This is a genomic window from Lysobacter sp. BMK333-48F3, from assembly GCF_019733395.1.
Classification (GTDB): Bacteria; Pseudomonadota; Gammaproteobacteria; order Xanthomonadales; family Xanthomonadaceae; genus Lysobacter.
Genome location: NZ_JAIHOO010000001.1, coordinates 3,393,631 through 3,412,441, shown reverse-complemented (window position 1 = coordinate 3,412,441; position 18,811 = coordinate 3,393,631). Strand labels below are relative to the sequence as shown.

Genomic DNA, 18,811 nt, shown 5'->3' with positions numbered 1-18,811 from the left:
GCCGGGCCGCGCTCGCGCGCCGCCCGCCCCCATCGCCGACGCTGGCCGCGCCATCATGCCGCGCGGCCCGCTCCGGTCAAATCTCCCGCACCACCCGGAACCCTAGGCGGCCGTTGGTGGTGTCGGCGCTGGTGCCCTGGCGCCAGGCCGCGCGCGACTGCGCCGGCGAGCTCGACCACGACGGCCCGCGCAACACCCGCGTGCGGCAGCCCGGATTGAACCAGGCCGCGCCGTCGCGGGGCGCGCGCCGGTAATTGTCGTGCCAGCAGTCGGCTACCCACTCGCTGACATTGCCGGCCATGTCGTGAAGGCCGAATGCATTCGGCGCGTAGCGGCCGACCGGGGTCGGCCCCCAGGCGCCGTCGCTGTAGCGGTCGAAAGCGTTGCGCCAATGGCGGCCGCTGGGCGAGGCGTCGAGGCTACCGGTCAGGTTGCCGGCGCGCGCCGGCGGCGAGCCGTCGCCCCATGGAAAGCGGCCCTGGGTGCCGGCGCGCAAGGCGTATTCGAACTCGGCCTCGCTCGGCAGCCGGTAACGCTGACCGGTGATCGCCGACAGCCACTCGGTGTAGGCCACCGCGTCCTTGGCGCTGACGTGCACCACCGGCATGTTGTCGGCTGCCGGCCGGCCGGCGTAGTCCGAACGCCAGTCGACCCCGCCGCGCCGGACCAGGTTGCCGCTGCGCTCGTCGTAGGCGGTGGAATAGCCGCGGCGGGTGGCGCGGGCGCGGTGCTTGGTGGAATTCATGAAGCGACGAAACTCGCCGACGGTGATCTCGTAGCGCGACATCGCCAGGCCGCGGTCGAAACGGATCGTGCGCAGCGGCCGCTCGGCATCGCTGGAACCGGACTCGACCGCGTCGGCGCCCATCCGGAACGCGCCGTGCGGGATCACCACCATCGCCGGGCCGCGGCCGCCGAAGTTCATCGCATCGGTGAACACCTGGCCGGGGCGGAACAGGCCGTAATGGGTCGCCAGCTCGATCCGCTCGCGCAGCTCGATCGCCGCCGGGTCGCCGGCCGGGGCGATGCGCAACAGGGTCGCGAGCAGGCCGCGCGCCTCGTCGATGCCGCCCGGACGCGGCAGCGCGGCGACGCCGGCGTCGCGCAGGTGGCCGATGCGGGCCAGGCGCTGCGCGGCGATCCGGCCCTGGGCGTCGGCCGCGGTGTCCAGCTTCGGCCGGACCTGCGCCGCCGCGGCCAGCCAACGCTCGGCCTGCGCGTAGTCGTCGCGATCGGCGGCGACCTCGGCGCGCCGGATCAGCGCGCTCTCGGCCGCGGCGATGCCCTGCGCCGCACGCACGTCGCCGGGGCGCAGTTCCAGGGCCTCGCGGAACTGGGTCAGCGCGCCGCCCTGGCCGGTCTCGCCGATGCGCCCGGCGTTGAGCGCCTCCTCGCCGAGGCGGTTGGCCTCCTGGGCCTGGTCGGCGCGGTCCAGCCGTTCCAGATAGGCCTCGACCTTGCGGTGCTCCGGCGCGACCGCGCGCGCCACCGCCGCGGCCTGGTGCGCCTCGCGCAGCGCCAGCGGCTCCTCGTCGATGCGCTTGAGCGCGGCTTCGCCTTCCAGCAGCAACAGCGCCACCGCCCGGTCCAGGCCGGCGGCGACCGCTCGGTCGGTCGGCGCGAAGCCGCGCAGGGCCAGATAGATCGGAATCGCCGAATCGGCGCTGGCGTACAGGTCGCGCGCGGCCAGCGCGGCGTCGGCGCGCTTGCGCAGGGCAGCTGCATTGCCCGCATCGACCGCGACCGCCGGCGCGCGCCAGGCCGGCACCGGCGAGACCGCCTGATCGGCGCTGACGGTGATGATCGGCGCGCGGGTCGCGGCCGGCGGCGCGGACGTCTTGCCGTCCCGGTCGGAGCACCCGACCAGCAGCGCCAACACCGCGATGCCCGAACCCACCAATGCGCGCAAACCCACGACCTCGCCAACCTGGGACCGCCCCAGCATAGCGCTTCGACCGCGCCGCCACGGCCGCGTTCCCGCCGCCGCGGCGCCCGCGCCGGCCCCGCCGAGCGTGCCGTCGGTCGCGCTTCGCGCCCCGGCGCGGAAAGTAGGCTATTGTCGCCCGCCCCGGCACCGATACGGCCGCCGCGCCCGAACGACGACTCATGCCTCACTGGATCACCACGCCCGACGCGCTGCTGGCGCACTTCGACCCCAAGCCCGCCCGTATCGGGCTGGACACCGAGTTCATCCGCGAGCGCACCTATTGGCCGCAACTGGCCCTGGTGCAGATCGCGATCGAGCGCGCCGGCGAAGACGAACCGCTGATCCTGCTGGTCGACCCGCTGCGCCCCGGCATCACCGAGGCGCTGGCGCCGATCCTGGCCGACACCGCGATCCTCAAGATCGCCCACAGCCCCAGCGAAGACCTGGTCGCGTTCAAGCGCGCCTGCGGCGTGGTGCCCAAGCCGCTGTTCGACACCCAGCAGGCCGCGGCCCTGGCCGGCATCGGCGGCGGCCTGGGTTACCAGAAGCTGGTCGAACAACTGACCGGCGTGACCCTGGCCAAGGGCGAGACCCGCTCGGACTGGCTGCGCCGCCCGCTGTCGCCCTCGCAGCTGGAGTACGCCGCCGACGACGTGCGCCACCTGTTCGCCATGCACGACGCCCTGGACGGCCTGCTCGGCCAGCTCGGCCGCCGCGAGTGGCTGGCCGAGGACGCCGCGCGCACCGTGGTCAACGCCGAGAACGACGCGCCCGAGCGCTGGCCGCACCTGTCGATGCGCAGCGCCCAGTTCTTCGACCTCGCCGCGCAGCGCCGCCTGCTGCGCCTGCTGCGCTGGCGCGACGGCTACGCCCGCGACAGCGACAAGCCGCGCAGCTGGATCCTCGACAACGAACTGGCCGCGACCCTGGCCAAACAGGCTCCGCCCGACCGCGACGCCCTGCAGCGCCTGCTCGACGCCCATCCCAAGGCGCCGCGCAAGCTCGGCGAGGCGATCTGGCAGGCACTGTCGACACCGTTGGCCGACGAAGACCAGGCCCCCGACGCCAGCGTCGCCGAAACCCGCGACAAGCAGCGCCTGCGCCAGTTGCAGGAGGCCGTCGCCGCTTGCAGCGCCGCCCTCGGCCTGCCCGACGGCGTGCTCGCCTCGCGCCGCTGGCTCGAAGCCCTGCTCGACCACGGCGTCTGGCCGGACGCCCTGTCCGGCTGGCGCCGCACCGCCCTGGAACCGTCCCTGACTCCCCTGCTCGGCGGCAGGGACTAGCGCGACGCGTCCGGCCCCGTTAAACTTCTCGCCCTGACTTGGGGCGGTAGCTCAGCTGGGAGAGCGTCGCGTTCGCAATGCGAAGGTCGGGAGTTCGATCCTCCTCCGCTCCACCAAGTCCTAAAAAGCCGACGATTCTTCGTCGGTTTTTTTTTGCCCGGACGGCCCTTCCGGTTTCGCCGTGCCGGGATTTCGCGAGTAGCGATCACGTGCGGGAACCCCGTACGCTTACGGCCGGGCTGCCAATCCGACGGGCTACGACGACAGCCGGCATCCGACCGACCGCCGGGCCCGAACCTCAGCCAGGAGGCCGCCATGCCATGCGGTGCGCGTCAGCCACGGCGGAGACAACCTGAAGACGTCTATGCCAGTACCGCACACCACGCTGTCGGCTCAGGGACAACGGCATGAAAAAAGCACTCGGCGCCTTGCTGGTCCTGCCTGCCCTGGCCTTTGCCGGAGAAGGGATCGTCCCTGAGGGCGAGCTGTCACTCGGCGGCGTCGCCATAGGAGACACCCCACGCACCGTCATCGCGCGTCTGGGCAAACCTGCGCGCAAGGTTGAGGAATCAGGCTATCTCGACCTTCACTACGACTACCCAAACCTGCGCGTGTCCTTCAGCGAGGGCGTCGCGGCCGGGCTCCACTCCGCACGCTCGGGAGGGTGTACTCCGAAGCGTCTGTGTCCGGAAGATTCCTTCAACAAGATGCGGGCCCTGTATGGCCCACCGCTCATCGCAGACCGGGAGACGGGACGCTTCTACGAGTACTACGCCATGGACGCGGCTTGTTGGCTGCAGATACCGGCTCGAGATGAGAAGATCGCGTCGATAACCGTCGCATGCCAGCCTTGAAGGCTCTGCCGCATCGACCGACCGCGCAGCAGTCGCTTCATCGCCTTGATTGAGCCTTGGGACTGGATACCTACCCGATCAGATGCAAACGACAGACGCATACTCCATGCTCGCAGGAAAGCTGGAAGCGGTCCGGCAACTGCCGGCGCAGGAACTGGCGGCCCTCGCAGGCGGTCCGGCCCTGGAATGGTCGGTGGACCTCGCTGGCGAACAGATCTCCGTGGAGGTCGTGGTCGCCTGGGAAGACCCGATCCATAGCGCCGTTCGCATCACCGGCCATGCGCGCGGCCCAAGCACCTGGCATCACCAACATCTGCGAGAGAGCATCAGGGTCGCCATTGCGCAAAGCGGCTCCGATGACGCTTGACCATCCATCCGACGGCGTCCCGGCATTCGCTTTTGCCCTGTGCCAGGCCGCAGCCGATACTTCTCGACGAACCGAGCCTTGCCATGCCTTACGCACTCATCGCCACCTTGGCGGCTTTGGCTTCGACGGGCTGGTTCGTGATCGCCGCCCGCGCGAGTCTCACGGCCAAAGTGCTGGTATCCGTCCTATGCGCCGCGTCGCTGGCCATAGGGTTCCTCTGGCCGCAATGGTGGCTGGCGGGCCTGCTGGTCCAGGCGCTGATCGTCATCGGCATCCGCCTGTATGCGACCGCCAGCAGGAACAGGTCTACGGCATCCGCTCCCAACGAGTAGCCCTGCGAGGAGCGTTCCGAATCGGCGCGTTCGACACACCACTTCAGCGACAGGAGTCCGGCCATGCGTTCGTTACCGCTGATAGCGGTCCTGTTTCTTAGCGGCTGCTCCGCCGAGCAATCCGCGCCCGTGCCGGAACGTCCGCATCGGGTCGTGGTCGCGGACCACACGCTTGAGGCGTTCGGCGGCCGCCTCTCGGGAACCGATGCCGGGGAATGGATCGGCAAGCTCGTATTCCAGGACGCCGACGGCGACTTGGAGACGGTGCTGAACGAGAACGTCCATGGCATCGTCGAAAACCCGGAAGGCGTCTTCGTCTTTACCGGACTGGCGCATCTGTCGAGCAACGAAGGCCACATCTACCTCATTACCCGCCCTATCGCAGACGGACCGGTCGCCGCGACCCGCCTGGGCCGACTGCCCGGCGCTCCCCGCCGGGTCCACCAAGCCCAACGCGACGGCGCCACGTCCTTCCTGGTCCATGCCGGCCACAGCAACGGCCATCAGCTGTTCGAGTGCTATCAACTGGCGGGCAAAATCGTCAGTCGCGGCCACGACTGCTTGCCGCCCAGGCGGCCGCCAGGCCGTGCATTCAATCCGAAGCCCTTTGCGGCCCGAGCCTAGTTCGAACATCGGCCACAGGAAGCGCCATGCAGAATTTCGAGTCGATCGAGGATGCCCATCGTGTTGCGAGCCGTATCTTGGCGGGAACGATAGACCCCAACCTCGGCTGCGGCCTGATCGCCGCCATCGGCGAAAAGCTCGGATTTCCGGAGACGCTCGCTGCCTTTCTCCTGCTCGGCCACGAGCAGTACGGCCATGAGCAGGTCGGCATCACGGCTGGATCCTGCGTTGCCGATATTCTCGAAGCCTGTCGCGAGCTTCTGGCGACCAGGGCCTGACACACGGCCGACGCCGCATCGCGCGCTTGGCTCAAATGGCGTTCGGCATGTACCGCCCCTTTCCGTCCAATGACGGCGATGAACGCTTCGCGAATCGACCCTGGCCAGACGCCCCATGACAATCCGAGCCCAGCCGGGGCCAATGTCCGGCGCAACTCGATGTAGGCAATGAATATGTTCGTACTATCGAAGCAACTGGACCACGGCAACGATCCGGAACTGCCTTTTAGGCGTTGTAAGGAGTATCTGGAACAGATCCGGCCACATCTTCCTGCGGCCGCCTACGACCTCGAGTGGGCCGGGGCGCCCGGCCTGGATGCGCGTTGGCTGATCGAAGCGTCGGATGTACGCCTGCAGACCTTCCCATTGGATGATATCTAGCGATTCTTCCGAGCGACTTACTTGCGGCGCGGCTTAGTCCCCGCCGCTCCCCAAGGAGTGGTCGGATGACCATTTGGAAAAAAACCCTGCTCGGCGCGGCGACGGTTTGCCTGCTCGTCCTCGGCGCCGGCTACCTCACGGCGTGGCAAAGCCTGGACGCCTGCACCGACGACACGTTTCAGGACCTGCAACGCAAAGGCATCCGCGGCAGGGATATGACCGGCGACCCCGTCGCGATGACGCGCGACACGGTGTCCGCGACAGTCGTAGGCCCGTTCCTGGTAGAGACTTACTACATGGTGCCGTTCAACCTGCATGGGTCCTTGCATATCAAGCGCTACTTGGTCTTGCCCTGGGGACGGTACGAGCGCTCGGCGGAAGTAGTGATTTTGGTTGCCGCGCCGCATCGGCCCCGGGACTCGAACGCCAGGCCTCCATTCCAGCCGATGCCGCTTCGCGGTCCGGCTTGATCCGGACATTGGGCCGCATGTCCAGACTCCTGTCGATACTGCTTCTGACCGCCCTGGCGGCGGCCTGCGCTCCGCCGCGCTGGGCCGAACCCAGTTGCTACGGGCTGCCCAATACCTGGGAGCTGAGCGAACAGGAACTGGCCACCCGGTTGGGCGAACTGGACGATGAGGAACTGCTGGATCTGGTGGCCTGCAATATGGGCACGTCGCATCCGCCCAACATCGGATTTCCGGAACGCTATGTGACCGATCGGCCTCCCACGATGGCTACTCGCTTGCTCGATCGTATCGAAACACGGGACGAAGGATTCGTCTCGATGAGCTACATCGGCCTGCTGGGCAGCATGGTCGAGCAAGCGCCCGAAGTCTTGACCGCATCGCAACGGGAATCGGCTCTGAACAAATGCCTGGCGGTGTACCCGCCCTATACGAACAGACGCGGCGAGGTACACCATTTCTGCGCGGCGTTCGGTGGGTCTCAATCAGCGCCGCCCTCCACGCCCGCCGACGGGGCTCCAGAGAACCAATGCCGCCCAGAATCCTGAAACGCGCGCTGCTCCTGCTTCTGGCGCTGCTCGGCGCCTATGCTGCCGCCATCTGCGTGCTCTTCCTGTACATCGCCTATGTGGTTGCGCCCTGCCCGCCTACTGGCAAGTGCTACTACCAACTGCACCATACAGGCGACTGGATATCGAGCTCGGCCTCATTGGCCGTCGCTTTTTTGCTCTGCCTGCCCGTTTCCTGGCTGTCTTTCAGGATCCGCAAGCCGTCCGGCCGAGCTTGAGCCTCTTCTCGTCGCAGCGAGACAGCTGGATCCAGCCAATGCAAACCCGGCGCAGAAGCTGCGCATCCTGCAGCGGTGGACCGCGCCCGCCCGTCTCAGCTGCGGTCGACGATGCGGACGATGCAGCCGTCGGCGAAGCCGAACTCGCTGGCGCCCTGCAGTTCCAGCACGGTGCCGGCCGGCGGGCCGCCGGGCAGGTCCAGCGCCAGGCGGCCGCGGTAGCCGATGTCGGCTTCGGCACGGGCGCCGTCCAGGCGCAGGCCGAGCACGCGCTGCTCGCGCTGCGCGAACAACTGCGCGCCTTGTTCGGCCAAGACACGAAACGCTTCGATGCCGTCGGCCTCAGCGGTCAGCTGGCCGCCGCTCCAGTTCTCGAACCGCACCTGCGGCGACAGGGTCGCGAGCATGCCGTCGATGTCGAAGGCGTTGTAGGCGGCGATATAGCGTTCGATCAGGGCGCGGGCCTGGGCGGCGTCCATGGGGCTCCATCCGGGATAGGGAACGAGTACCGCCGCAATGCGGCGAAGCGAGCGCGCTTGCGCGATGCGCGGCGCTCCGATCTTGCAGTGCGCCGCCGCCACCGGCAAGCGCCTCAATCGCGGATCTTGAAGCCCGGATTCTCGTTGAGGCTGCCGTCGGGCTCGAGCACGGCGTACTTCCTGCCGTCGCGATTGAACACCACCGGGATCGGGTCCTGGAACAGCGGCCGGCGCACGAAGCGCAGCTCCCAGCGAAAGAATTCCAGCGTGGTCAAAGCGTCCAGTTGCGCCGGCGTCAGCCCGGCGCGCAGTTCGGCGGCATTGAGCTTCTTGTCGCTGTTGCGGCGTTCGCGTTCGACCATGACCACCTCGGTGTCGCCCGCCTTCGCCATCGCGGACGAAACCCGGACCTGCGTTGGCTTCATCCTACCCGCGCGCCTGGCGGGCTCCAATTACGCCGCGCAAAACGTGCACAAGTCACGCTATTGGCCGCGTCGGACGGCCGGGCGCGCCCGGCTCAGGGCAGATTGAGCTGCCAGGACACGCCGTAGCGATCGGCGACCCAGGCGAAGCGGCGGCTGAAGCCGTAATCGTCCAGCGGCATCAGCACCGAGCCGCCCTCGCTCAGGCCGGTGGCCAGGGCGTCGAGCTGGGCCTCGTCGTCGCAATCGACGAACAGCGAGATCGACGGGGTGAAGCCGAAGGCATGCTGGACGTGGCTGTCGCTGCACATGACTTCGAGCCCGGCGACGCGGAAGCGCGCGACCAGGATGCTGCCTTCCGGCCCCGGCCCTTCGGCGCCGTAGCGGCGCAGGTCGAGCCGCGGCCGTCGGCGAACAGGGCGACGTAGCGGTTCATCGCCTGCTCGGCCTGGCCGGTGAACATCAGGAAGGGACGGGCTTGGGTCGGCATGGGCGCTCTCCGGTCCGGCATGCGCGGGAGGGCCCGACTGTAGTCGCCGCCGCGTACGGCGCACGTGAGCGACGCGGCCCGTCATTGCGTTAACCTGCGCTACGACACGCGGCCCTACGACACGCCCCCTAAGGCACGCGGGCGCACCGGCGCCGTCCGCGACCGCCGCTCACTCTGCCGCCCTGGCCCGAACTTGCCGATGGACATCCGACCCGACGACCTGAGCGGCCCCGAGATCCACGCCCTGTTGCAGGAACACCTGCGCAACATGGCCGAACTCTCGCCGCCGGAAAGCATCCACGCCCTCGACCTGGACGGCCTGCGCCAGCCCGGGATCAGCTTCTGGACGGTGTGGGAACAGGGCCGGCTGCTCGGCTGCGGCGCGCTGCGCGAACTGGACCGCGGGCATGGCGAAATCAAGTCGATGCGCACCGCCGCTGCGCATCGGCGCAAGGGCGTGGCCGCGCACATGCTGCGGCACCTGCTCGCCGAGGCGGGCCGCCGCGGCTACCGCCGGCTGAGCCTGGAAACCGGCTCGATGGCCGGGTTCGCCCCGGCGCGGGCGCTGTATGCGCGCCACGGCTTCGTCGAGTGCGCGCCGTTCGCCGACTACGCCGAAGATCCCAACAGCGTGTTCATGACCTTGGCGCTGCGCGCGGCGCAGTAACCGCTTCGGCCGCCGCATTCGCCGCGCCGGCCCAGGCGGTCTTCATGCCCTGGCGCCGCTCAGCGCGACGCCAGGCCTTCGCCGGCCGCTTCGCGCCAGCGCTCCAGCTCTTCCGGACCGCCGCGCTCGAGGATGTAGCGCAGCCAGCCGCTGAAGTCCTGCGGCCGGTCGCGCAGCGCCGCATCCAGGTCGGCGGCGCTGCGCCAGGCCCAGTCGCGCACTTCCAGCGGGTTCGGCCGCGGCCGACCGTCGTAGCGGCCGACGAAGATATGGTCGTATTCGTGTTCGATCAGGCCTTGCGAGACCTCGATCCGGTAGACGATGCGGGCGACCCCGCGCAGCTCGCAATCGAAGCCCATCTCCTCGCCCAGGCGCCGGTGCGCCGCGGCCTCGGTGGCCTCGCCTTCGCGCGGATGGCCGCAACAGGTGTTGCTCCACAGTCCGCCGGAGTGGTACTTGCCGGTGGCGCGCTGCTGCAGCATCAGCCGCCCGGCTTCGTCGAACACGAAGATCGAGAACGCGCGATGCAGCACCCCGTCGCGGTGCACGCGCATTTTCTCTCCGACGCCCACGGCGCGATCGTCGCCGTCGACCAGGATCAGACGTTCTTCCATTGTCGGCCCCTCTTTCCCCGGACAGGACTATGCCAGCGCTGCCGCGCGCATCCGTGCGAGGCGTCACGGCCGGGCAAGCCCGCGCCGCCGCGTTGCCCACGGCGCGCCGCGCGTCTCGGCGCGGGTGCGCCGGGCGTCTCGTCCGGGACGTTAGCCGAAGGTTACGCCGCGACCGGGCGGCCGGGTCGGGGCGAGCAGCGAAGCGAGGAACCGGCGAGCGGGCGACGCCGGGCTCGTTCCTGCGCGCCCGCTCCTGCGGGCTCGATCCTGCGCGCGCACTGCCGAGGCCCGCAGGCCCGGCCGTTCGGTCGGACCCAAGTCCGCAGGCGCAAACGACAACGGCCCCGATCGCTCGGGGCCGTCGCGGACGCAACCGACTCGGCTTCGATCAGGGATCGACACGGGCCGGATCGCGCTGCTCGGACACGTAGGCGTTCGGGTCGAAGCCGGTGCTGCGGCTGTACTCGTCGGCGCGGGCCTTGATGTCGTTGAAGTTCTGGCCGCTCGCGTTCGCCTTCTTCTCGATCTGCGAGTAGTTCATCTTCTTCTCGTAGGCGTCGGCGTAGGACGAATTGTCCTTGCTGTAAGCGTCGGCCTTGTCCTTGATGTCGTCGTAGTTGCCGGTGGTCGCCGCCTGGCCGACCGCCGCTGCGCCGAGGGCGGCGTCGCCGCCGGCCGGCATGCCGTTCGGGAAGGCCTGCTTGCACACGCGCGAGAACAGCTTGGCCGACCAAGGCTTGAAGCACTTGCGGCTGAGCACGCGGTACTCGCCGGTGGCGATGTTCTTCGGCACCCAGCAGTCCTGCGGCACGCCGACCTTGCAGAACACGAACGGGTTGTTGCCGTAGTAGGGAATGAATTCATTCGCCGCGGCGGACGTCGTCGCGAGCATCAGCACGACCGTCAGACCAAACTTCTTCATGGGACCTCTCCTTAGTGAACTGAAATTCCTAACGTGGCCCGGCGGATGCGACGGCGCGCCCCGGGTCCACCGCGCAGGCGGTCCGCCGGACCCCGAGATCGCTCCCGGCCTCCCCACGGCGGCGGCCTGTACGGCCGGTGCTGCCCGGCAAAGCCTAGCCGATGGTCTATGACCAGGCAATTTCCTGAATTCGACCGTGACCGCGGTCAAGTTTATGAATCCGGCGCTGGAGCATTCACTCCACGAAAGGGAAGGCCGGCACTGGCCGCCCCCACCGCAACGAAGCGGACCGACAGGTTAAGCCTCGCCCGTCGCCCTGGCTGCGACCCCGGCCAGCGTCCGAACGGGGCGGACGGTACCGCCGACAGGGGAAGAAAACGTGCCGTCTTGCCGGGCGCGGCCATGCCGCATGGACGGACGCCGGCGCCCGGAGCGCGGTTGCTGTCCGACGGGCGTTGCGCGGATCGGCCGCGACGATGCGCGGACGGCGCGAAGGAAACGAAACGGAAAAAGAAAAAGAAAAAGAAAAAGGCGAGCTTCTCAGCTCGCCTTGTCTTCGACGTCGAATCTATTTACCAGCTTCGTCGTCGTTTATCGTTGGTGCCCAGGAGAGGACTCGAACCTCCACGGTTTTACCCGCTAGTACCTGAAACTAGTGCGTCTACCAATTCCGCCACCTGGGCCTTTCGCGTCGCCGTTCAGCGTTGCGAGGCGCGTATGTTGCTTTGCAGCGGACCGGCTGTCAACGACTTTGTCATAAATTTTTTCATCCGCCGCCTGCCGCCCGATCCGGCACAGGCGCGCTCCGCCTGGGAACGGCTTGCGTCGGGGCCGGCTTGAAGCGCCCGCGGGCGCGGGCTAAGGTCCGCGGACATCCCTGAACCGCGGGCGGCGCACGCAGTGCGTCGCCCGTTCTCGCTTATGGAGCCCGCAATGAACGAACGACAACTGCCCCACCCCTCCGGCCTGCCGCCGCCGCTGCTGCTGTCGCGGCTGGACTGCGACCGGCTGGAAGCCCTGCTCGACCAGGCCCCGCCCGGCCTGGACCTGGGCGGCCTGCGCCGCGAGCTCGATCGCGCCGAGGTGGTCGAACCGGCCCAGGTGCCGGCCGACGTGATCACCATGAATTCGATCATCCGCTTCGTCGACGAGGCCACCGGCGAGGAACGCGAGGCCGCCCTGGTCTATCCGCGCGACGCCGACGGCCGTGCCGAACGGATCTCGATCCTGGCCCCGGTCGGCAGCGCCCTGCTCGGCCTGCGGGTCGGCGCGCGCATCGCCTGGCCGCTGCCGGGCGGACGCAGCGCGCAGCTGCGCGTGCTCGGCCTGCGCTATCAGCCCGAGGCCGCCGGCGACCTGCACCGCTGAGCGCGGCGCCCGCGCCTCAGGCGCGCAACGCGGCCGGTTCGGCCAGGCTGAAGCCGACCGTGGTGACGCCGTCGCCGCTGTCGGCGAACACCGCTCCGCCGTGCAGCACGGCGATCGCCTTGACGATCGACAGGCCGAGCCCGTGGTGGCGCTCGCCGCGGTGCTCGCGCGCCGCGTCGGCGCGGTAGAAGCGATCGAACATCCGCCCCAGATGCTCCGCGGCCACGGTCTGGCCGCGGTTGCGCACCGCCACCCGGGCGCCGCCGGCGACGATGCCGGGGCCGAGCTCGACCACGATCTCCGAACCCGGCGCGCCGTGCTGGACCGCGTTGTGCAGCAGATTGGTCATGGCGCGGCGGAACAGCGCCGAGTCGATCCAGGCGTCGACCGCGCCGTCGATGCGCAGGCGCATGCCGGCCTCTTCCAGCAGGTACTCGAGGAACTCGCCGGTCTTGGCCACCTCCGCGGCCAGCGGCACGCAGGCGCGGTCCAGGGCGATGTCGCCCTGGTCGGCGCGCGATAGGAACAGCATGTCGTTGACGATGCCGCGCATGCGCTCGAGTTCTTCCAGGTTCGACTGCAGCACCTCTTCCAGTTGCGCCGCCTCGCGCGGCCGCGACAGCGCGACCTGGGTCTGGCCCATCAGGTTGGCCAGCGGCGTGCGCAATTCGTGGGCGACGTCGGCGTTGAAGGCGTCGAGCCGGGTATAGGCCGCCTCCAGCCGGTCCAGGGCGCCGTTGAAGGCGCCGCTGAGGTGGCCGAGCTCGGGCGGCAACTGTTCGATGCGCAGGCGCTGCGACAGATTGCTCGGGCTCAGCGTCCGCGCCTGGCTCGACAGCCGCTGCAGCGGCCGCAGGCCGACCCGGGCGATCCAGTGGCCGAGCAAGGCCACCAGGGCGGTGCCGACCAGGGCGAGGGCGACGAAGGCCAGCGCGAACGAGCGCAGCGCGGCCACGTAGGGCTGCGAATCGATGCCGATCCACAACCGCACCGCCGGCCGCTGGCCGTAGGCCGGCACGACCTGCTCCAGGGTCCGGTAGGGCGAGCTCATGCCGGGCTGTTCGAGCGTGCCCATGCCGAAATCGCGGGCCGCGGCGGCGCGCACCGGCAGCACGTGGTCGGCGCCGATGCGGAAATTCGCGCTGTCGCTCCAGGCCCAGAAGCGCGTATTGCGCTCGCTGGTGGTCAGGTTCTCGACCTTGTCCTGGACCTTGCGCCAGCGCTCCGGCGAGTCGCACAGCGCCACGCTGTGCGCGACCGAGCGCAGCTTGGTGCTGAGTTCGGCGTGCTGGTAGCGCACGATCTGGTCGCGCAGCACCTGGTGCAGCACCACCCCGACCAGGGCGAACACCAGCAAGGCGGCCAGGGCGAACATCGCCGCCAGGCGCTGGGCGATCGACAGGCGGCTCATGCCGGCACCCGCCCGGGCGCGAGGCCTTCGCGCTCGTCCTCGCGCACCTCCAGCACGTAGCCCATGCCGCGCACGGTGTGCAGCAGCTTGCTGCGGAACGGGCCGTCGATCTTGGTCCGCAGGCGCTTGATCGCGACCTCGACCACGTTGGTGTTGCTGTCGAAGTTGATGTCCCAGACCTGCGCCGCGATCACCGTCTTGGACAGGATCTGGCTGCGGCGCTGGGCCAGCAGGGCCAGCAGGGCGAACTCCTTGCCGGTCAGGTCCAGGCGCACGCCGTCGCGGAACGCGCGCCGGGCGATCAGGTTGATCTGCAGGTCGCCGACGACCAGCTCGGTCGGCTCCTGCTGGCGGCCGCGCCGGACCAGCGCCTGCAGCCGCGCCAGCAGTTCGATGAAGGAAAAAGGCTTGACCAGGTAATCGTCGGCGCCGGCGCTCAGGCCGTGCACGCGGTCGTCGACGCGGTCGCGCGCGGTCAGCATGATCACCGGGGTCTGCTTGCGCGTGCGCAGCTCGCGCAGCACGGCGAAACCGTCCATGCCCGGCAGCATCACGTCGAGCACGATCACGTCGTAGTCGAGTTCGCGCGCCAGATGCAGGCCGGACACGCCGTCGCGGGCGACGTCGACGGTCCAGCCCTGCTCGGCCAGGCCGTCGCGCAGGTAGTCGGCGGTCTTGACCTCGTCTTCGACGATCAGCAGCTTCATCGCGGCAGGCGCTTCATCGCTAGGGGCTCCGGGGGCTCATCCTACCCCTCCGCGACGGCCGCGGAAGCGTCCGCCGGCGCCTGCATCGCCGCCACGCGGCGACGCTGCAGCAACAGCCGGTCCAGGGCCAGGTAGATCACCGGCGTGGTGTACAGGGTCAGCAACTGGCTGACCAGCAGGCCGCCGACCACCGCCACGCCCAGCGGCTGGCGCAGCTCCGAGCCGGTGCCCAGGCCGAGCATCAGCGGCACCGCGCCGAGCAGCGCCGCCAAGGTGGTCATCATGATCGGCCGGAACCGGGTCAGGCAGGCCTCGTGGATCGCCTCCCGCGGCGACAGGCCGCGTTGGCGCTGGGCGTCGAGGGCGAAGTCGACCAGCAGGATGCCGTTCTTCTTGACGATGCCGATCAGCAGCACGATGCCGATCAGGGCCATGATCGAGAAATCCAGCTTCCACAGCCACAGCATCAGCACCGCGCCGACCCCGGCCGACGGCAGGGTCGACAGGATCGTCAGCGGATGGACGAAGCTCTCGTAGAGCACGCCGAGGATGATGTAGACCGCCAGCAGCGCGGCCAGGATCAGCAGCGGCTGGGTCGCCAGCGAATCGCGGAAAGCCTGCGCGCTGCCCTGGAAATTGCCGGAGATCGACGCCGGCAGGCCGATCTCGCCGGCGGCGCCTTCGACCAGCCTCACCGCGTCGCCCAAGGCCACGCCGGGCGAGAGATTGAACGAGATGTTGACCGCCGGCAGCATGCCGTTGTGGCCGATCGACAGCGGGCCGTTCTCGGCCGGCTCGACCTTGGCCACCGCCGACAACGGCACCATCTGCCCGCTGATCGGCGAGCGCAGGTGGAAATACGCCAGGCTGTCGACCCGGCCGCGCAGGCGCGGGTCGATTTCCAGGATCACCTTGTACTGGTTGGTCTCGGTCTGGAATTCGTTGATCTGGCGCTGGCCGAAAGCGTCGTACAGGGCCTGGTCGATGTCGGCGGCGCTGAGGCCGAAACGCGCCGCGGCGGTGCGGTCGATGCTCAGCCGGGTCACCGCGGCGCCGATCTGCTGGTCGTTGGACACGTCCTGCAGTTGCGGCAGCGCGCGCAGGCGCTCGGTCAGACGGTCGGCCCAGACCGACAGTTCGCGGCTGTCCTGGCCGCGCAGGGCGTACTGGTACTGGGTGCGCGCCGGGCCGACGCCGAGGTTGATGTCCTGCGCCGAACGCATATAGATGGCGATGCCCGGCACCGCGGCGAACTTGGCCCGCATCCGGTCGATGAACTGGTCGGCGGAGACGTCGCGGTCGCCGCGGTCCTTGAGGATGAACCAGAAGCGGCCGTTGGACAGGCTTTGGCTGCCGGCGGTGGCGCCGACCGAATGCATATAGGTCTGGATCGCCGGGTCGCCCTCGGCGATCTTGGCCAGTTGCAGGTGCTTGGCGCGCATCTGCTCGAAAGAGATGTCCTGCGCCGCCTCGGTGGTGGCGAACACGAAGGCGGTGTCCTGCAGCGGGAAGAAGCCCTTCGGGATCAGGCTGTAGGCCAGCACCGCCACCGCCAGGGTCGCGGCGAACGCGGCCAGCACCGCGCGCTGGCGGTCCAGCGCCCAACGCAGGCTGCGGTCGTAGCCGGCGATCAGGCGCTGCGGCCAGCCGGGGCGCGCCGCGTCGTGCTTCGGCGGCGCGCGCATGTAGCGCGCCGCCAGCATCGGCGCCAGGGTCAGCGAGGCGACGATCGAGATCAGGATCGCCACCGTCACCGTCATCGCGAACTCGGCGAACAAGCGCCCGACCACGCCGCCCATGAACAGCAAGGGGATGAAGGCGGCGATCAGCGACAGGCTGATCGAGACCACGGTGAAGCCGATCTCGCCGGCGCCCTTCAGCGCCGCCTCCAGCGCGCCCAACCCGGCCTCGCGGTGGCGGTGGATGTTCTCGATCACCACGATCGCGTCGTCGACGACGAAGCCGACCGCGATCACCAGCGCCACCAGGGTCAGGTTGTTGAGGCTGTAGCCCAGCGCGTACATCGCGGCGAAGGTCGCCACCAGCGCGACCAGCAGCACCGCGCCGACGATCATCGTCGCCGATAGCTGGCGCAGGAACAGACCCATCACCAGCACCACCAGCAGCACGGTCACGCCCAGGGTCAGTTCGACCTCGTGCAGCGAGGCGCGGATGGTGCGGGTGCGGTCGTTGAGCACCGCGACCTCGACGCTGGCCGGCAAGCCGGCCTGCAATCGCGGCAACGCCGCCAGCACCGCGTCGGTGGTGGCGATGATGTTGGCCTCGGGCTGGCGGTTGATCACCAGGGCCAGGCCGGGCTGGCCGTTGGGCCAGGCGTAGACGTAGTCGTTCTCGGCGCCGAAGCCGATCTTGGCCACCTCGCCCAGGCGCACCGGCGCGCCGTCGCGGTAGGTCACCACCAGCTTTTCGTAGTCCTCGGCGCGGAACAACTGGTCGTTCGCGGCCAGGGTCGACATGCGCCGCTCGCCGACCAGCGCGCCCTTGGCCTGGTTGACGCTGGCGTTGCGCGCGACCTCGCGCAGGTCGGCCAGGGTCAGGCCCAGCGCGGCCAGGCGCTCGGGCGAGGCCTGGATCCGGATCGCCGGCCGTTGCTGGCCGGCGATGAAGACTTCGGCGACGCCGTCGATCTGGGTCAGGTTGCGCGCCAGCCGGGTCTCGACCAGGTCGCTGAGTTCGGTCAGCGACATCTGCGGCGCGACCACGCTCAGCACCAGGATCGGACTGTCGGCCGGGTTGACCTTGCGCCAGGTCGGCAGCGAGGGCATGTCCGCGGGCAGCCGCCCGGCGGCGGCGTTGATCGCCGCCTGCACTTCCTGCGCGGCGGTGTCGATGCTCTTGCCGAGCGCGAACTGCAGGGTGATCGAGGTCGTGCCCAGCGCGCTGCTGGAGGTCATCTCGGTGATGCCCGGCACCGCGGTGAGCTGGGTCTCCAGCGGCGTGGCCACCGCCGAAGCCATGGTGTCCGGGCTGGCCCCGGGCAGGCTGGCGCCGATGCGGATGGTCGGGAACTCGGCCTGCGGCAGCGGCGCCACCGGCAGGCGCGGCTGGGCGAACACGCCGAGCAGGACCACCGCTGCGGTCAGCAGGGTGGTCGCGACCGGATGGCGCACGAACCAGGCCGAGATCGAGGCGCGCTGCACCAGCCGTTGGGTGGTCGAGCCGGCGCCGTGCCGGCCGGACGGCGCGCTCATCGCGTCACCGTCGGCGCGGGCTTGGCCGCGACCACCGCGCTGCCGGGCTTGAGCCGCGACTGGCCGTCGCGGACCACGGTGTCGCCCGGGGCGACCCCGCGCACCACCGCCAGCGCCTCGTCCTGGTAGCCGACCTGCACCGGCACCGCCGCGACCTTGCCGTCGCCGCCGAGACGGTAGACGAAACTGCCGTCGACGCCGCGCTGCACGGCGTCGCTGGCGACCACGGTCGCACCGCGCTCTTCGCCGGTGCGCACCCGCACGCTGACCAACTGGCCCGGCCACAGGCGGTCGCCGGCGTTGCCGAATACCGCGCGCAAACGCACCGTGCCGGTGGCTTCGTCGACCTGATTGTCGATCACCCGCAGTTCGCCTTCGCCCAGCACCTGGCCGGCGTCGCGGTCCAGCGCCTGCGCCGCGACCGGCCCGGCGGCCTGGGCCGCGCGCAGCGCCGGCAACTGGTCCTGGGTCAGGGCGAACACCACCGAGATCGGATCGACCTGCTGCACCGTGACCAATCCCTGTTCGTCGCCGCTGCGCACCAGGTTGCCCGGATCGACCCGGCGCAAGCCGACCCGGCCGTCGATCGGCGAGACGATGCGGGTGTAGGACAGCTGCACCTGGGCGGCGTCGATCGCCGCCTGGCTGCCTTGCGCGGTGGCCTGCAACTGCTGCACCGAGGCGGCCTGCTGGTCGAGCATCTGCTTGGCGATCAGCTGCGCGCCGGACAGCTGGCGGAACCGGCCCAGGTCGGACTGGGCCGCGCGCAGTTGCGCGGCGTCGCGCTCGCGCTGCGCCTGGGCGCCGTCGAGACCGGCGCGGATCGCGCGGTCGTCGATGCGCGCCAACAACTGGCCGCGCTTGACCGTCTGGCCTTCGCGGAACAGCACCTGGGTCAGCACGCCGTCGACCTGCGGGCGCAGCACCGCGCTTTGCAGCGAAGTCACGGTGCCGACGGTTTCCTGCCAGTGCGGTACGTCGCGGCGTTCGACGCTGGCGAAGGTCACCGGCACCGGCGGCGGCGGCTTCGGCGGGGCCGCGCCGCGGCTGCCGAAACCGCCCCAGGCCAGCCCCGCCGCCAGCGCGGCGGCCAGGGCGGCGACGGCGTAGGCGCGCTTGCGGGCGCGGGGCGACAACGTGCGATCGGCGGTGGGCATGTGCGGCGTCCTTGGCAGCGGGGGAGGACGCGGCGCCGGGCAAGCCGCGGCGCCGCGCAGGG

At 69.8% G+C, this 18,811-nt stretch carries 22 protein-coding genes and 2 tRNA genes; 13 read left to right on the top strand and 11 right to left on the bottom strand.

Annotation, left to right across the window (positions count from 1 at the left end; translation table 11 throughout):
* Nucleotides 1-76: 76 nt before the first annotated feature.
* Nucleotides 77-1,915: a formylglycine-generating enzyme family protein gene (locus K4L06_RS14670; RefSeq protein WP_343225766.1), complete on the bottom strand. Its 1,839-nt coding sequence runs from the start codon at nt 1,913-1,915 to the stop codon at nt 77-79.
* Nucleotides 1,916-2,106: 191 nt separating this feature from the next.
* Between K4L06_RS14670 and rnd the strand changes: the two genes are divergently transcribed.
* The 11 genes from rnd to K4L06_RS14615 all read left to right on the top strand — a co-directional run bounded on the left by rnd (nt 2,107) and on the right by K4L06_RS14615 (nt 7,300).
* Entirely contained in the window at nt 2,107-3,210 is a 1,104-nt protein-coding gene (gene rnd / locus K4L06_RS14665; protein ID WP_221672082.1) for a ribonuclease D, read from the top strand.
* 40 nt (nt 3,211-3,250) lie between these two features.
* A tRNA-Ala gene (locus tag K4L06_RS14660) sits at nt 3,251-3,326 on the top strand.
* Between the two features lie 291 nt (nt 3,327-3,617).
* On the top strand, nt 3,618-4,064 hold the full coding sequence (locus K4L06_RS14655; RefSeq protein WP_221672080.1) for a hypothetical protein: 447 nt from the start codon (nt 3,618-3,620) through the stop codon (nt 4,062-4,064).
* A 106-nt stretch (nt 4,065-4,170) separates the two neighbouring features.
* Nucleotides 4,171-4,431, top strand: a complete 261-nt coding sequence (locus tag K4L06_RS14650) for a hypothetical protein (protein WP_221672079.1) — start codon at nt 4,171-4,173, stop codon at nt 4,429-4,431.
* A gap of 83 nt (nt 4,432-4,514) precedes the next feature.
* Nucleotides 4,515-4,763, top strand: a complete 249-nt coding sequence (locus K4L06_RS14645) for a hypothetical protein (protein ID WP_221672078.1) — start codon at nt 4,515-4,517, stop codon at nt 4,761-4,763.
* 63 nt (nt 4,764-4,826) lie between these two features.
* Nucleotides 4,827-5,387: a hypothetical protein gene (locus tag K4L06_RS14640; protein WP_221672077.1), complete on the top strand. Its 561-nt coding sequence runs from the start codon at nt 4,827-4,829 to the stop codon at nt 5,385-5,387.
* A 26-nt stretch (nt 5,388-5,413) separates the two neighbouring features.
* Nucleotides 5,414-5,665 carry a hypothetical protein gene (locus K4L06_RS14635; protein WP_221672076.1) on the top strand — a complete coding sequence of 84 codons (252 nt, stop codon included), beginning with the start codon at nt 5,414-5,416 and terminating at the stop codon, nt 5,663-5,665.
* 168 nt (nt 5,666-5,833) lie between these two features.
* A complete protein-coding gene (locus tag K4L06_RS14630) occupies nt 5,834-6,046 on the top strand; it encodes a hypothetical protein (RefSeq protein ID WP_221672075.1) in 213 nt (70 codons plus the stop codon).
* A gap of 65 nt (nt 6,047-6,111) precedes the next feature.
* Nucleotides 6,112-6,516 (top strand): hypothetical protein, encoded by a 405-nt coding sequence (locus K4L06_RS14625; RefSeq protein ID WP_221672074.1) that lies wholly within the window; start codon nt 6,112-6,114, stop codon nt 6,514-6,516.
* Between the two features lie 17 nt (nt 6,517-6,533).
* Nucleotides 6,534-7,061 (top strand): hypothetical protein, encoded by a 528-nt coding sequence (locus K4L06_RS14620; RefSeq protein WP_221672073.1) that lies wholly within the window; start codon nt 6,534-6,536, stop codon nt 7,059-7,061.
* Complete coding sequence (locus K4L06_RS14615) at nt 7,043-7,300, top strand: hypothetical protein (protein WP_221672072.1); 258 nt, start codon at nt 7,043-7,045, stop codon at nt 7,298-7,300. Before K4L06_RS14620 ends, K4L06_RS14615 begins: the two co-directional genes overlap by 19 nt.
* Nucleotides 7,301-7,395: 95 nt before the next feature.
* Here the strand turns inward: K4L06_RS14615 and K4L06_RS14610 are convergent, their stop codons facing one another.
* The 3 genes from K4L06_RS14610 to K4L06_RS14600 all read right to left on the bottom strand — a co-directional run bounded on the left by K4L06_RS14610 (nt 7,396) and on the right by K4L06_RS14600 (nt 8,776).
* Entirely contained in the window at nt 7,396-7,779 is a 384-nt protein-coding gene (locus tag K4L06_RS14610; RefSeq protein WP_221672070.1) for a nuclear transport factor 2 family protein, read from the bottom strand.
* 113 nt (nt 7,780-7,892) lie between these two features.
* The gene (locus K4L06_RS14605) at nt 7,893-8,171 is read right to left on the bottom strand and encodes a hypothetical protein (RefSeq protein ID WP_255595147.1); all 279 of its coding nucleotides are present in this window, start codon (nt 8,169-8,171) and stop codon (nt 7,893-7,895) included.
* A gap of 125 nt (nt 8,172-8,296) precedes the next feature.
* Entirely contained in the window at nt 8,297-8,776 is a 480-nt protein-coding gene (locus K4L06_RS14600; protein WP_255595146.1) for a VOC family protein, read from the bottom strand.
* Nucleotides 8,777-8,890: 114 nt separating this feature from the next.
* Here K4L06_RS14600 and K4L06_RS14595 point away from each other — a divergent pair, with 114 nt between their 5' ends.
* Nucleotides 8,891-9,358: a GNAT family N-acetyltransferase gene (locus K4L06_RS14595; protein ID WP_221672069.1), complete on the top strand. Its 468-nt coding sequence runs from the start codon at nt 8,891-8,893 to the stop codon at nt 9,356-9,358.
* A gap of 59 nt (nt 9,359-9,417) precedes the next feature.
* On the opposite strand, the gene idi is transcribed toward K4L06_RS14595, so the two are convergent.
* From idi to K4L06_RS14580, 3 genes are all read right to left on the bottom strand, one after another.
* Nucleotides 9,418-9,972, bottom strand: coding sequence for an isopentenyl-diphosphate Delta-isomerase (gene idi / locus K4L06_RS14590; protein WP_221672067.1), 555 nt, complete (start codon nt 9,970-9,972; stop codon nt 9,418-9,420).
* A gap of 388 nt (nt 9,973-10,360) precedes the next feature.
* Nucleotides 10,361-10,894 carry a hypothetical protein gene (locus K4L06_RS14585; RefSeq protein ID WP_221672065.1) on the bottom strand — a complete coding sequence of 178 codons (534 nt, stop codon included), beginning with the start codon at nt 10,892-10,894 and terminating at the stop codon, nt 10,361-10,363.
* Between the two features lie 598 nt (nt 10,895-11,492).
* A tRNA-Leu gene (locus tag K4L06_RS14580) sits at nt 11,493-11,577 on the bottom strand.
* Nucleotides 11,578-11,827: 250 nt separating this feature from the next.
* On the opposite strand from K4L06_RS14580, the gene rnk reads away from it, so the two are divergent.
* Nucleotides 11,828-12,262, top strand: a complete 435-nt coding sequence (gene rnk / locus K4L06_RS14575) for a nucleoside diphosphate kinase regulator (protein ID WP_221672064.1) — start codon at nt 11,828-11,830, stop codon at nt 12,260-12,262.
* 16 nt (nt 12,263-12,278) lie between these two features.
* On the opposite strand, the gene K4L06_RS14570 is transcribed toward rnk, so the two are convergent.
* The 4 genes from K4L06_RS14570 to K4L06_RS14555 are packed head-to-tail and all read right to left on the bottom strand — an operon-like array spanning nt 12,279 to nt 18,749.
* Nucleotides 12,279-13,673 (bottom strand): heavy metal sensor histidine kinase, encoded by a 1,395-nt coding sequence (locus tag K4L06_RS14570; protein ID WP_221672062.1) that lies wholly within the window; start codon nt 13,671-13,673, stop codon nt 12,279-12,281.
* Nucleotides 13,670-14,380, bottom strand: coding sequence for a heavy metal response regulator transcription factor (locus K4L06_RS14565; protein WP_221672061.1), 711 nt, complete (start codon nt 14,378-14,380; stop codon nt 13,670-13,672). Before K4L06_RS14565 ends, K4L06_RS14570 begins: the two co-directional genes overlap by 4 nt.
* A 41-nt stretch (nt 14,381-14,421) precedes the next feature.
* Nucleotides 14,422-17,592, bottom strand: a complete 3,171-nt coding sequence (locus K4L06_RS14560; protein WP_305068580.1) for a multidrug efflux RND transporter permease subunit — start codon at nt 17,590-17,592, stop codon at nt 14,422-14,424.
* Nucleotides 17,589-18,749, bottom strand: coding sequence for an efflux RND transporter periplasmic adaptor subunit (locus K4L06_RS14555; RefSeq protein WP_221672060.1), 1,161 nt, complete (start codon nt 18,747-18,749; stop codon nt 17,589-17,591). The genes K4L06_RS14560 and K4L06_RS14555 overlap by 4 nt, the downstream gene beginning before the upstream one ends.
* Nucleotides 18,750-18,811 lie beyond the last annotated feature (62 nt).